The sequence below is a fragment of the Streptococcus sp. ALY_208 genome, from assembly GCF_058314295.1.
Genome location: NZ_JBZFUI010000003.1, coordinates 171,414 through 184,850, shown reverse-complemented (window position 1 = coordinate 184,850; position 13,437 = coordinate 171,414). Strand labels below are relative to the sequence as shown.

The following is a 13,437-nucleotide window of genomic DNA, read 5'->3' as shown; positions in this document are numbered from 1 at the left end:
ACATGAAAAAGACTCTAAAATTAAATCTTATCTGGCTTGCCCTTATTGTTGCAGTTTTTGCAGTTCTCCAAATCTTAGCCAGCACTGGTATTTTAAATCTCTACTATATTCAAATTTTGATGGGGATAGGTATTAGTATTTTGATGGGATTGGGGACCAATTTGGTCCTTGGATTCTCTGGTCAGTTTACCTTGGGTCAGGCTGGTTTTATGGCTATAGGTGCCTATTCGACAGCCATTATCACATCCAAATATCCCACCTATGATGGCTTTTACTGGTCTATGTTGGTAGGAATTATTATTGCCGCAGTAGTGGCTGTGATCTTTGGTGTACCAACCCTACGCCTCAAAGGGGACTATCTTGCTATTGCGACCTTGGGTATGGCAGAGATTATCCGTATAGTAATTATCAACGGTGGCACACTGACCAATGGTCCCGCAGGACTGACAGGGATTTTGCCCTATACATCTTGGCAAGTGATCTTCCTATTTGTTGTTGGGATTACGATCTTAGTGCTCAATTTCTTAAGATCGTCTACAGGACGTCAGATTATCGCAGTTCGTGAGGATGAAATTGCAGCTGAATCTATGGGCGTCAACCTTACTCGTCAAAAAGTCCTGGTCTTTGTCATGGGGGCTATCATTTCAGCGATTGCTGGTTCTCTCTATGTTAGCTATATCGGAACTGTAGTTCCAAAAGATTTCACTATTATGAAATCTATTGATTACCTCATCATCGCTGTTATGGGAGGACTGGGCTCTATCACAGGTACCATCATCGCTGGTATTGTTCTGGGAATCTTAAATATGTTCTTGCAAAATTTCTCAGACCTCCGCATGATTATTTACTCATTGGCTCTGATTTTGGTCATGATTTTCCGCCCAGGCGGTCTGCTAGGTACAAAAGAATTTATGCTATCACGCTTCTTTAAAAAGGATAAGGAGGGCAAACACTAATGGCACTTCTTAATGTAAAAAACTTGACCAAAAATTTTGGTGGTCTGACTGCTGTTGGTGATGTGACCATGGAGCTCAATGAAGGAGAGCTAGTAGGTCTTATCGGGCCCAACGGTGCTGGGAAGACAACCCTTTTCAACCTTTTGACTGGTGTCTATGAGCCAAGTGAAGGGACGGTTACTCTCGATGGTGTTTTACTCAATGGGAAGGCACCTCATAAGATTGCTTCACTAGGGTTATCACGTACCTTCCAAAATATTCGTCTCTTCAAAAACATGACGGTTTTGGAAAATGTCTTGATTGGTTTTGCCAATCATAATAATCCTCATCTTTTGGCCTCCTTCCTACGGTTGCCAAAATTCTATCAAAGTGAAGAGAAGCTCGAGCAGAGAGCCTTAGAATTGCTCGATATTTTTGATCTAGCAGATGATGCCCAAACCTTGGCTAATAATCTTCCCTATGGTCAACAAAGACGGCTGGAGATTGTCCGTGCCCTAGCAACTGAGCCTAAAATTCTATTTCTCGATGAGCCTGCTGCAGGTATGAATCCACAGGAAACAGCAGAGCTAACGGCTTTGATTCGTAAGATCAAAGAAGAATTTGGCATCACTATTATCCTGATTGAGCATGATATGAACCTAGTGATGGATGTGACAGAGCGCATCTATGTTCTTGAGTATGGACGTTTGATTGCCCAAGGAACACCAGAAGAAATCAAAACTAATAAACGTGTTATTGAAGCTTATCTCGGAGGTGAAGCCTAGTGTCTATGTTGAAAATTGAAAACCTCTCAGTTAGCTACGGTGCCATTGAAGCCGTCAAGGATGTTAGCTTTGAAGTCAATGAAGGTGAGGTTGTTACTCTTATTGGTGCCAATGGTGCGGGTAAAACGTCTATTTTACGCACTATTTCAGGCTTGGTTCGCCCGACGTCAGGGACTATTACTTATCTTGACAATGATATTAGCAAAACACCTGCTCGTAAGATTGTAGCAGATGGTCTAGCCCAAGTTCCTGAGGGACGCCATGTATTTTCAGGTCTAACCGTCTTGGAAAATTTAGAAATGGGAGCCTTTCTTAAGAATAATAAGGAAGAAAATCAGCGCAATTTAGAAAACGTTTTTGAACGTTTTCCGCGCTTACAAGAACGTAAGAATCAAGATGCTGCGACCCTCTCAGGAGGTGAGCAACAAATGCTAGCCATGGGACGTGCTCTCATGAGTCAACCCAAATTGTTGCTGCTAGATGAGCCATCCATGGGATTAGCACCCATCTTTATTCAAGAGATATTCGATATTATCCAAGATATTCAAAAACAAGGCACTACTGTTCTTTTGATTGAGCAAAATGCCAATAAGGCTCTTTCAATAGCTGATCGTGGCTATGTTCTAGAAACAGGAAAAATCGTCCTTTCAGGAACAGGCCAAGAACTGTTAGAATCTGATGAAGTCCGTAAAGCCTATCTCGGAGGCTAGTCGTAAAAGCCAAGGGCAATGCTCTTAGGCTTTTTTCTTACCTTCAAATGGGACGTGTCCTAAGAATAGTTTGCCCTCTTGAATATTTAGTAAAATAAGCTATAATGAAAATAAGTGAAATAAAAGGGAGTATATAAAAGTATGAGAGAAAAGAAAGCTAGACTGAGTAAGAGTGAAACCTTCTACCTTATAGCGAGTATTGTATTAGCCATGATGATTGCAGGCTTGTTTTTTATGGTGAGAGGTGAAACCGAAGTAGCACCAGCTAGCTCAACCTTAACATCCTCTCAAACCTTAAGCACGTCATCAAGTGCAGAAAAGGTCAGTAAAAAAGATATCGAAAAAGATTTAAAGGATCTAGAAAACAATCCAAGTAGTAAATCAGCTGAAGCTCTTCAAAAAAAGATCGATACTATTGAAGACAAAAAGCTTAAAAAAGAGATGCAAGGCAAGCTAGACCTAGTGCTGGCAGAGATTGCGGTATCTGATGCAAGTAGCAATCCAACCCAAACGAGTATTCAAGAAGCTCAGGAAGCCATCGATAAGTTAGCATCATCCGATGAGAAGACAGACTTGCAAGGCCAGCTGGATGCCATTAGCGGTGCGGGAAGTACCTCAGATCCAGCAGCCAACTATCAGGGAGAAGTGCCTCAAGAATCTCAAATACCTGTCGAATAGTCCTGCATCTCAATGAAAAATTGTAAAAAAGTGACCAAGATTGGTCACTTTTTTACTCGATTTTAACTCTATTTTATACTTCTTAAAGTAATATTATTATTAGCCCAATTATACTGGTACGAAGTACTGGGGTAACTACTTGGAGTAGATGAAAATTTCAGGTATAATAAATACAATATCCTATGGAAGCCGGAGAAACGTAATGTCTAATTACCGCCGTCGTAGTCGTCAGACTCAGAAAAAAAGAAATTTTAGTACACATTTCTTTATCAACTGTTTACTGTTTGTCATCTTTACCATGATCTCTGCCATCACTATTTATACAATATTCAAGTATAAATTCTTGGCTGTTAACTTTCTCAATATCATTATCACCCTATTTTTAGTCTTAATAGTGTGTCTGACAGGCTATCTCCTATTGAAAAATAAGAGACCAACTTTGAATAGTTTTTTGTTGGTCATTTTTACTGGTATAGTAGCAACTGCGTTTTTAGGCATGAACTCTCTAGTAGGCTTTGTTGGCAATTTGAATAATTCAGCAAAATACTCTGAGGTGACCATGCAAGTAGTAGCCCTAAAGGGCAGCGGTATTGATAGTCTGGATGATATTAAGGAGGCTGAAGCTCCTATTCAGACAGATGGGACCAATATTGATGAGTTTGCTAAGCAGATTAAGACAGATACCAATAAAAATCTAACAATGACGCATGTAGATTCTTATGCCAAAGGCTATGAACATCTGACAGATGGATCTGCTAAGGCCATTGTTCTAAATAGCGCCTATGCCGAACTTCTCAAAGAACAAGATAAAAATTACAAAGATAAGATCAAGGTTATCTATGAAGCCAAGGTTCAAACAGCAACAGCAGTAGATACCCAACAACTTAAAGGAGATTCCTTCAATATCTATGTATCTGGTATTGATACCTATGGTCCCATCAACTCAGTTTCACGATCAGATGTCAATATCATTATGTCTGTCAATCTCAAGACCAATAAAGTTTTGCTGACCACCACACCTCGTGATGCTTACGTGACGATTCCAGACGGCGGTCAAAATCAAAAAGATAAGCTGACGCATGCTGGTCTCTATGGCGTTGAAACGTCCATGAAAACCTTAGCTAATCTCTATGATACAGACATTGACTACTATGCTCGCCTCAATTTCACTTCTTTTATCAAACTAGTCGATGTGATTGGAGGTATTGAAGTCTATAATGATCAAGCCTTTACCGCTCATACTGATAAGGACTATACATTTGAAAAAGGCAATGTTAAGCTAGACTCTAAAGGAGCTCTCGCCTTTGTCCGTGAGCGTTATAGCCTAGAAAATGGAGACAATGATCGTGGTAAAAACCAAGAAAAGGTTATTTCTGCTATCATCAATAAATTAGCCAGCGTTGACTCAGCCTTTAATGCGGGTACCATTGTTGAAAATCTGCAGGATTCCATTCAGACCAATATGCCTGTTCAAGATATTATGACCATTGCCAACAATCAGCTGGGTTCAGGAACAAAATTTCAAGTGGACTCTCAAGCAGTGACAGGTACAGGCTCCACAGGAAAACTACAGTCCTTTGCTATGCCTAATGCTTCCCTCTACATGATGGAGCTGGATCAAAACAGCCTTTCCTCTGCTAAATCAAAGATTACCGATGTTTTAGGAGGTAAATAAAGGTGATTGATGTTCATTCACATATTGTCTTTGATGTCGATGATGGTCCAGATACATTGGAGGAGAGTCTGGCGCTTATTGCAGAGAGCTATCGACAAGGTGTCCGAACCATTGTATCAACCTCTCACCGCCGAAAAGGAATGTTTGAGACCCCAGAGGAGATTATCAGAGCCAATTTTAAAACAGTTGAGAAAGCAGCCTTAGAGCGCTTTCCTGATCTGAAGCTCTATTTCGGCGGAGAGCTCTACTATACTGAGGACCTCCGACAAAAATTAGAAGATGGGGAGGTTCCTACCATGGCTGGAACACGCTATGCCTTGATAGAGTTCAGCCTAACAACTCCCTGGCGTGATATCCATACTGCCTTGACCAAGGTGCTCTTGCTAGGAATTACTCCGATTGTGGCTCATATCGAACGTTACAATGCCTTAGAAAAGAGAGAAGATCGCGTTCAGGAATTGCTGGACATGGGCTGCCTGACACAGGTCAATAGTAATCATGTGCTCAAACCAAAATGGTGGGCAGATCCAGAAAAGCAATTTAAAATTCGTGGTCGCTATTTTTTGGAAAAGAACCTCATCACCTGTATCTCCAGCGATATGCATAATCTAGATAAGCGACCTCCCTATATGGCACAGGCCTATGCAGAAGTCGAAAAAAATTATGGATCGACTAGAGCTCAAGTCCTCTTTCACGACAATATGTCTGCCCTACTAAAGGACTTAACAAATTAAAGGAGTTTTTATGAATTTAAAAGACAATGATGCATCGTTTGAGATTGATGTATTCGGACTAATACGTAAGCTGTGGGAACGCAAATTTTTCATTATTTTTATTGCCCTCTTATTCGGCTTCATTGCCCTCTTTGCCAGTGCCTTTATTCTTCCCAAAGAATATACGGCTTCAACACGTGTTTATGTTGTTAATAATAACAAACAAAACGAGTCGACCGTCAATTATCAGGATATTCAAGCAGGAACTTATTTGGTCAATGACTATAAAGAAATCATTCGGTCTCAAGATGTCCTAGATGAAGTGATTAGCGAGCAGCATTTAGATATGAGTGCAGAAGAGTTAGCAGACCGCATCACTGTTGATGTACCGACAGATACACGTTTGATTACGATTTCCCTCAAGGATCACAATCCCCAAGAGTCTAGCCGCTTGGCCAATGCTGTTCGTGACGTTGCCATCAAAAAAATAAAAGAGGTGACCAAGGTTGACGATGTCACTGTTGCACAGATGGCAAAAGTTCCTGATGCACCGACCTCACCAAACATCAAACGCAACCTTGTTATCGCCGTCTTTGCAGGAGCCTTCCTGACGATCCTTGTCTTGATTGTATTTGAAGTGCTAGACGATCGCATTAAATCTGGAGATGATGTTGAAAAAATGCTTGATCGTACCCTTCTTGGTGTTGTCCCTGTTGTATCAGATCTATAAGGAGAAAACATGGCCTATTTAGAATTAACGAGTAAAAAAGAAAAATTAATCGATGCAGCAGAAGAGTACTATAACTCTATTCGTGCCAATATCCAATTTAGCGGTAGTCAGATCAAGGTGATCACCCTGACATCTGTTCAACCTCAAGAAGGAAAATCAACCACAAGCTCAAGTCTAGCGGTATCTTTTGCACGTGCTGGCTACAAAACCCTCCTCATTGATGCAGATACCCGTAATTCGGTGATGTTTGGTTCTTTTAAGCCAGACGGGCCTGTAAAGGGACTGACTGATTTTCTAACGGGTTACTCAAACTTGCAAGAGACCATCAGCCGTACAAGTGTCAAAAACTTATCTATGATCCCAGCTGGACAAGTTCCTCCCAATCCCACAGCGCTTTTCCAAAGCGAAAACTTCAAACGAATGATTGCAGCTGTAAAAGAGAACTATGATTACATTCTCATTGATACCCCTCCTATTGGAAAGGTCGTTGATGCTGCCATTATTGCCCAAGAGTGTGATGCCTCAATTCTTGTCACTGAGGCTGGTGCTATCCGCGCTCGCTTCGTGAAAAAAGCCATCGAGCAGATGGAAAAAAGCGGCTCACAATTTCTTGGTGTGATTTTAAACAAGGTTGATGAACGCTCTGAAAACTATGGCGGCTACGGTAACTATGGTAGCTACGGAGATTACGGCCAAAGCTGAGCAGCAGATGATTAAGCTATTCTTAGCTTCTATAGAAAAAATAAGGGCAGTGTCCTTTATTTTTTTGTGCTTAAAGACTTTCCGCCCTCCTATTTTTTGATATAATGAGTGACAATAAAAGATGCCAAGGCATCGAGATAAGGAGATCTAATATGGAGCGTGCGATATTTGCAGGAGGATGTTTTTGGTGTATGGTGGCTCCCTTTGAAGAGCTAGAAGGGATTTTATCTGTCCGATCTGGCTACACGGGTGGTCATGTTGAAAACCCATCTTATGAAGACGTCAAAGCGCATAAGACGGGGCATACTGAGGCTGTCGAGATTATTTTCGATGGGACTCAAGTATCCTACAACGATTTGGTAGAGCTCTATTGGGCTCAGACTGATCCGACGGATGCCTTTGGACAGTTTGAAGACCGAGGAGACAACTATCGTCCGGTAATCTTTTATACAACGCAGGAGCAAAAAGAGATTGCTGAAGCATCTAAGGCTAGACTAGCAGCATCAGGGCGCTTTAGCGATCCGATTGTTACCTCGATCGAGCCAGCCCAGCCTTTTTATTTGGCTGAGGATTATCACCAAGAATTTTATAAGAAAAATCCTGAGCGTTACGCCGAATCGAGCAGAATTCGCCATGAGTTTTTGGAGGCCAACTGGAAGTGAGAAAATCATTTTATACCTGGCTTATGACCCAGCGAAATCCCAAATCAAAGGAGCCTGTAGCTCTCCTAGCGGATCTAATTTTTGAGGAGTCCACCTTTCCCAAACATACAGATAATTTTGAGGAAATCAGCCGCTATCTGGAAGACCAAGCAAGTTTTAGCTTTAATCTTAGTGACTTTGACCGCATTTGGGAGGATTATTTAGCGCATTGATACTTGCAGCGACAAAAATCGATAACTGAAATAGCGATGCCGATTTTGTTGCCTAGCACTGTTGCATCAGTCTGGTAAATTGATAGCAAGGACTAGAGAGCCTGAGATTTTGTCTCAGGCTCTTTTGTATCAGCGCTGGCGCGTGATTTTTCATATGAAATAAGGTATAATGTGACTTAATAATCATAGTGAAAAGAGGTCCCGTATTTGCAAGAGCATTCTGTTGACATCAAGCTAGATCATCCTGATGATGCCATGTCTTTATTTGGAAGTAATGAACGTCATCTCAAGCTCATTGAAGAAAATACTGGTGTTGTCATCCATGCTGGAACGGAATGGATTCAGATACTTGCTGATAGTGAGGAAGCGCTCGAGCTAGCAAGGCTGACCATACAAGCCCTTCTGATACTAGTGGGAAGAGGCATGTTGATCAATACCTCAGATGTTGTGACAGCTTTAACCATGGCCCAAAATGATGAGATTGATAAGTTTGTCGCCCTCTATGAGGAAGAGATCATTAAAGACAATTATGGTAAACCAATCCGTGTCAAGACACTGGGGCAAAAGGTTTATATAGACAGTGTCAAAACACATGACGTAGTCTTTGGTATTGGACCCGCTGGGACTGGTAAGACCTTCTTGGCAGTCACCTTAGCTGTCACAGCACTCAAGCGAGGGCAGGTTAAGCGAATCATTCTGACACGCCCGGCTGTTGAGGCAGGTGAGAGTTTAGGATTCTTACCAGGAGATCTGAAGGAAAAGGTAGATCCTTATTTGCGTCCTGTCTATGATGCCCTGTATCAAATTCTTGGTAAGGAGCAAACCAGTCGTCTTATGGAGCGTGATATTATTGAGATTGCGCCTTTAGCTTATATGCGTGGCCGTACCCTAGATGATGCCTTTGTTATTCTCGATGAGGCTCAAAATACGACTGTTATGCAGATGAAGATGTTTCTAACCCGGCTAGGTTTCAACTCTAAGATGATTGTCAATGGAGATACCAGCCAGATCGACCTTCCCCATCGTGCTAAGTCAGGATTGATTGATGCCACTGAAAAATTGAAAGGTATTAGCCAGATAGACTTTGTCTATTTCTCAGCTAAGGATGTCGTCCGCCACCCAGTCGTCGCAGAAATTATCAATGCCTATGAGGCCCCAAGTGCAGGCAATACCGATGCAAGTGCCGAAAATGTATAAGACTAAAATCAAATCACATACTAAAAATTTATTAATTAAGAGATGCAGTTAAAAATAGAGATGATTTTAATCATCTCTATTTTTTGTTGCACTTTATTCTGTATGGAAAAACTTCTAAAAATCGGTTTATTATGATTTTTTTCCGAAAATTTTTAAATATACTGTAGGTTATATCAAGGGATTGTGTTGTAGGTGAGCACACCGATTATCAACAATTTTAGATTCAGATCAGATTTTTGTCCTAGAGCATGGAAGATTAGTTGGACAAGGGACTCATCAAGAATTATTGGAATCTGTACCCTTATATAGGGAATTGGCAAAAGAACAATTTTTAGTTTGAGGTATATTATGTTGAAAAATATTGAAATAAAAGGAATAACAAAACATTATAAATTTGGAGATATTTTAAAAAATGTCACATTTACAGCAGAAGAAGGTAAAGTTACAGCCTTTTTAGGACCCAATGGTGCTGGAAAAAGTTCCACTCTAAGAATTCTTCTTGGCTTGGATAGAGCTACTTCAGGGTCAGCGCTAATTGGCGGAAAAAGATATTCTGAAATTTCTTTTCCGCTTCTGACAGTGGGAGCTTCGTTTGATGGCGTAGGCGCTCCAGGAGATCGCACAGTAAAACAGCACCTAAAAATTGCAGCAGTTAGTAATGGTATTGAATTGTCAAGAATATCAGAAGTATTAAAAATGACAGATATTACGCACAAAGCTCAGGCGAAGATTAATAGTTTGTCTTTAGGAGAGGGACAGCGTTTAGGAATTGCTACAGCCTTATTAGGAGATCCCCAGTACCTTATTTTAGATGAGCCGACTAATGGGTTAGATCCCAGTGGTATTCGCTGGTTTAGAAATTTTATTACTGAGCAGGCAAACAGTGGTAAAACGGTATTATTATCCTCTCATATTCTTTCTGAAGTAGAAGCTGTAACAGATCAGGTTGTATTTATTAATAAAGGTTCTATTGTGGCTAACGGAGAGTTACAGGAACTGCTTGAAGGACACAGTAGTTTAGAAGAAGTGTTCTTTAGTTTAATAGGAGGAGACTATGAAAGATAATATTATGAAATACAGTCTTCTTGCAGAGTTTTGGAAGATTATCTATAGTAAGGCGACAATGGTTGTATTACCGATTATTTTGATTGTACAGCCCCTTCTAGCTTATATTAGTTCTAGACAATTGTTATCCGTCGGTTTGGATGCGAAGCCTGAAGCACAGAATGGTTTACTGGAAGCCGTTCCTCCAATTGAATTTTTTGGATTTGATTCTATTCTAATAGGATTATTTGCTATGATTATTTTGGGTGCAGTGTTAGGTGGCTCAGAGTACCATAATAATAGTTTACGCACTACCCTATTACAACAACCAGATAAGAATACATTTTATTTATCAAAATTGATAGCTACCCTATTATTTGTTTTTGCCATTTCCATTTTATCAATAACTCTATCAATAGCTTTAAGTCAATTAGCTTTAGGGAGTCATGGATTAAATCCCATTATCTTAAACGCTAAAGAATGGTATTTCATCACTTTAAGTTCCATATCTTGGACACTATTAACCATCTTATCTTATGTGATAGCGTTCTTAACGAAAACATCAATTGTCTCCCTCATTTTTTTAATCCCACAACTTTATAATTTAGGAACTTTTTTGGCAGACAGAGTACAGTTAGCACGATTATTGCCAGTTTCTCTAGGACAAGATTTAATTGCGACAACTCCAACCAGACTAACTTCGCCCCCTTTAGTCAGTATTGCCTGCTTAAGCCTATGGATTATTTTGTTTGGAACCGTAGCTAAGATTAAATTTACAAAAGAGGATCTGGGAGGGGAATAATGGCGATAATAAAAAGCGAATATTTAAAACTTATTTATCATAGATGGATAGTGCTGACGGCATTAGTGACAATTTGTATGGTGCCAGCTTTTGTTATATTTTTACATGAAACACCAAATAAAATTTCTGAGAGCTATGTTATAAAACAATTTTTAGAGAGCTACTACCTGGGGCAAGCTGGTGTAATTGTTATTTCTATCATGTATATAGGACAAGAATTTGTAAGCTCTGCTCTACGGACATCATTGCTAACAGTACCCAATAGATTAAAATTCTTGTTCTCCAAACTATTCGTTTTAATTTCTGTAATTATCTTACTGTGGGTAGTGATAACACTATTCACAACAATCATTACGAAACTCTACTACAATATAGATATAATTCAAGATATTTGGATTTCTACTGTTCAGATTTCAATAGCATCACTTAGTTTAATTCTTATTTGCAGTTGTTTAGTGGTATTGACACAGTCAATAGTACTTTCAGCGGGACTATCGTTATCATTTTTACTTGGATTAGGTCAAATGCTCTTACAATTTAATAATATCTTCCTATATTTCCCTATTATCTCCACCATGAATTTATTTTTACCAGTAGCAAGCTCTCCCTATCTTCCTTTGGAATCAGGACTGTCGATACAAGCTATTTGGGCACTGGCATTACTAACTTTATCTTGTGTAATGTTCATGAGGCGTTCTATTCGATAATGGTAAACTCTGTATTTTAAATTTTGTGGTAATATTTAGCTATGGAAACTAAACGAAATTACAAGATCCTAGTGATAGACGATGATGATAGTATTCTTCGATTGATAAAAAACGCTTTAGAACGTTCCGACTTTGAAGTGACAGCATTGCTAGATCTTGAAAATATTGATATTTGCCAGTTTATTGGCTACGATCTTATTTTATTAGATATCATGATGCCAATCAATGGTATTGAAATTTGTGAACAGATACGTGAAAAAATTGAGGTTCCAATTATATTTATCACGGCTAAAAGCCTAGAGTCTGAGGTATTGAGAGGAATTAAAGCAGGTGCAGATGATTATATAATCAAACCTTTCAGCATTGCAGAGCTAGTCGCAAGAGTGAACATGCATATTCGTAGAGAAGAAAGACGAAACTCCATAAAAAGAGAACTGATATTTGGAGATATCTTAGTCGATAAGGTAAACCAAGTATTATCTGTAAAAGGAGGGGTTGTCCCACTGACTAAAAGAGAATTTATCTTGATTGATACTTTAGCAAGTAATCCTAAAAGAATTTTTTCAATGGAGGAACTATATGAAAGAATCTATCCTACAGAGTCAGAAGTTCAATTCCGTTCAATTACAGAGTTTATTTACCAAATTCGATCCAAATTGAAGCCTTTTTCAATCATTCCGATAAAAACGCAGTGGGGAGGCGGTTATCGATGGAACGAAGACTAGACTTTCAGGGATTGATTAGCAAGGTAAAATGGAAAATCATCAGACAATTTAGCTTAAATCTAATTATTGCTTACATTATTCCAATATCCACCGTTTCATTAGATGTTAGAGTACAATCCCATTCATTAGGTAGGGAAATGATGGAGCTATTTTTTAACGTATTTTCTTGGATATATATTTGTATCTCTTTAATAATCATTGTCGTTGTTAATACAAAATATGCGTTGAAAATTGTCAAAAGGGAAATGGATACAGTTTATCGTAGCAGTTCAGAGCTGAATCCGTCCGACATCTCTCCTCGATTAACTCTTTATGAATTTATAGAGACCAATAAGCATATAGAAGAAATGAAAGCTAAAATTAAGGATATGATCCAAATTGAGAAAGATCAAAAAGAAGATCTTATTTTTAGAGTATCAGCAATGGCACATGATTTAAAAACCCCTTTGACAGTCATCAAGGGGAACTCGGAACTGTTAAATTCCTCAGATTTATCTGACATGGACAGACAATGCCTTACTGATATTGAAAAAGCAAGTGTCCAACTTGAAAAATATTTCAACCAATTAATTAGTTACTCTAAAACGCTGCATAATGATAAACTATCATTGGTCCCATATAATCTACAAAAATTTAAAGAAATTATTCGACAAGAGAGTCAATATTTATTAACGGAAAATATTGAAAATACGTTTTCTGATCACTTATATTCAGATAAGCAGATATCTATTGATCTTGATTTGATAATTCGAGCTGTTACAAATGTTCTTAATAATGCCATAACTTATGCAGATAATAATCATAAAAGGGTAGAAATAACGCTCACAGAAGAGGAAAATTACTTACTAATTGAAGTTTGGAATAATGGTTCAGAATTTTCTAAAGAAGTACTAAGTAATTTCGGTAAACTGTTTTATAGAGAAGATGCTAGCAGAAACTATCAAGCAGGCCATTTTGGAATTGGTCTGGCATTTGTAAAGCAAGTTATGCACCTTCATTCAGGAGAGCTCTTGTTACAAAACGATGGTCAAGGCGCACTAGTCAAGTTGGTATTACCAATCGTTAGTCAAGATAAGGCTTTAGAAACCGTGAACCATAATGATTTGTTTACTGTCAAAGATCAAAAATGAACGATGTAGGACTCATAACAACAGCTTATT

General features: G+C 39.0%; 16 protein-coding genes. All 16 read left to right on the top strand.

The genetic code is table 11. The features are described 5' to 3' along the window. Positions 1-2 precede the first annotated feature (2 nt). The 16 genes from AC4HAI_RS04435 (at position 3) to AC4HAI_RS04360 (ending at position 13,407) form a co-directional block, all read left to right on the top strand. Complete coding sequence (locus AC4HAI_RS04435) at positions 3-956, top strand: branched-chain amino acid ABC transporter permease (RefSeq protein WP_491110584.1); 954 nt, start codon at positions 3-5, stop codon at positions 954-956. After that, positions 956-1,720 (top strand): ABC transporter ATP-binding protein, encoded by a 765-nt coding sequence (locus AC4HAI_RS04430; RefSeq protein ID WP_491079624.1) that lies wholly within the window; start codon positions 956-958, stop codon positions 1,718-1,720. The genes AC4HAI_RS04435 and AC4HAI_RS04430 overlap by 1 nt, the downstream gene beginning before the upstream one ends. Further along, positions 1,720-2,430, top strand: coding sequence for an ABC transporter ATP-binding protein (locus AC4HAI_RS04425; protein ID WP_491110583.1), 711 nt, complete (start codon positions 1,720-1,722; stop codon positions 2,428-2,430). Before AC4HAI_RS04430 ends, AC4HAI_RS04425 begins: the two co-directional genes overlap by 1 nt. Positions 2,431-2,571: 141 nt before the next feature. Further along, positions 2,572-3,108 (top strand): hypothetical protein, encoded by a 537-nt coding sequence (locus tag AC4HAI_RS04420; RefSeq protein WP_491078727.1) that lies wholly within the window; start codon positions 2,572-2,574, stop codon positions 3,106-3,108. 202 nt (positions 3,109-3,310) lie between these two features. Further along, the gene (gene cpsA / locus AC4HAI_RS04415; RefSeq protein WP_491078728.1) at positions 3,311-4,783 is read left to right on the top strand and encodes an LCP family glycopolymer transferase CpsA; all 1,473 of its coding nucleotides are present in this window, start codon (positions 3,311-3,313) and stop codon (positions 4,781-4,783) included. A 2-nt stretch (positions 4,784-4,785) separates the two neighbouring features. Continuing rightward, positions 4,786-5,517, top strand: coding sequence for a capsular polysaccharide biosynthesis protein Cps4B (cps4B, locus tag AC4HAI_RS04410; RefSeq protein WP_491078729.1), 732 nt, complete (start codon positions 4,786-4,788; stop codon positions 5,515-5,517). Positions 5,518-5,527: 10 nt separating this feature from the next. Next, positions 5,528-6,226 carry a Wzz/FepE/Etk N-terminal domain-containing protein gene (locus tag AC4HAI_RS04405; RefSeq protein WP_491078730.1) on the top strand — a complete coding sequence of 233 codons (699 nt, stop codon included), beginning with the start codon at positions 5,528-5,530 and terminating at the stop codon, positions 6,224-6,226. Positions 6,227-6,235: 9 nt separating this feature from the next. Next, positions 6,236-6,928, top strand: a complete 693-nt coding sequence (locus AC4HAI_RS04400) for a tyrosine-protein kinase (RefSeq protein ID WP_491078731.1) — start codon at positions 6,236-6,238, stop codon at positions 6,926-6,928. Between the two features lie 152 nt (positions 6,929-7,080). After that, the gene (gene msrA, locus AC4HAI_RS04395) at positions 7,081-7,590 is read left to right on the top strand and encodes a peptide-methionine (S)-S-oxide reductase MsrA (protein ID WP_491078732.1); all 510 of its coding nucleotides are present in this window, start codon (positions 7,081-7,083) and stop codon (positions 7,588-7,590) included. Then, entirely contained in the window at positions 7,587-7,802 is a 216-nt protein-coding gene (locus AC4HAI_RS04390) for a YozE family protein (protein ID WP_491078733.1), read from the top strand. Before msrA ends, AC4HAI_RS04390 begins: the two co-directional genes overlap by 4 nt. Before the next feature lie 207 nt (positions 7,803-8,009). Further along, positions 8,010-8,999 (top strand): PhoH family protein, encoded by a 990-nt coding sequence (locus tag AC4HAI_RS04385; RefSeq protein WP_491078734.1) that lies wholly within the window; start codon positions 8,010-8,012, stop codon positions 8,997-8,999. A 348-nt stretch (positions 9,000-9,347) separates the two neighbouring features. Beyond that, complete coding sequence (locus AC4HAI_RS04380; RefSeq protein ID WP_491110582.1) at positions 9,348-10,064, top strand: ABC transporter ATP-binding protein; 717 nt, start codon at positions 9,348-9,350, stop codon at positions 10,062-10,064. After that, positions 10,054-10,845, top strand: coding sequence for an ABC transporter permease (locus tag AC4HAI_RS04375; protein WP_491110581.1), 792 nt, complete (start codon positions 10,054-10,056; stop codon positions 10,843-10,845). The genes AC4HAI_RS04380 and AC4HAI_RS04375 overlap by 11 nt, the downstream gene beginning before the upstream one ends. Further along, positions 10,845-11,552, top strand: coding sequence for an ABC transporter permease (locus AC4HAI_RS04370; RefSeq protein WP_491110580.1), 708 nt, complete (start codon positions 10,845-10,847; stop codon positions 11,550-11,552). Before AC4HAI_RS04375 ends, AC4HAI_RS04370 begins: the two co-directional genes overlap by 1 nt. A gap of 41 nt (positions 11,553-11,593) precedes the next feature. Further along, positions 11,594-12,277, top strand: a complete 684-nt coding sequence (locus AC4HAI_RS04365) for a response regulator transcription factor (protein WP_491110579.1) — start codon at positions 11,594-11,596, stop codon at positions 12,275-12,277. Next, entirely contained in the window at positions 12,262-13,407 is a 1,146-nt protein-coding gene (locus tag AC4HAI_RS04360; protein WP_491110577.1) for a sensor histidine kinase, read from the top strand. The genes AC4HAI_RS04365 and AC4HAI_RS04360 overlap by 16 nt, the downstream gene beginning before the upstream one ends. The last annotated feature ends 30 nt before the right edge of the window (positions 13,408-13,437 follow it).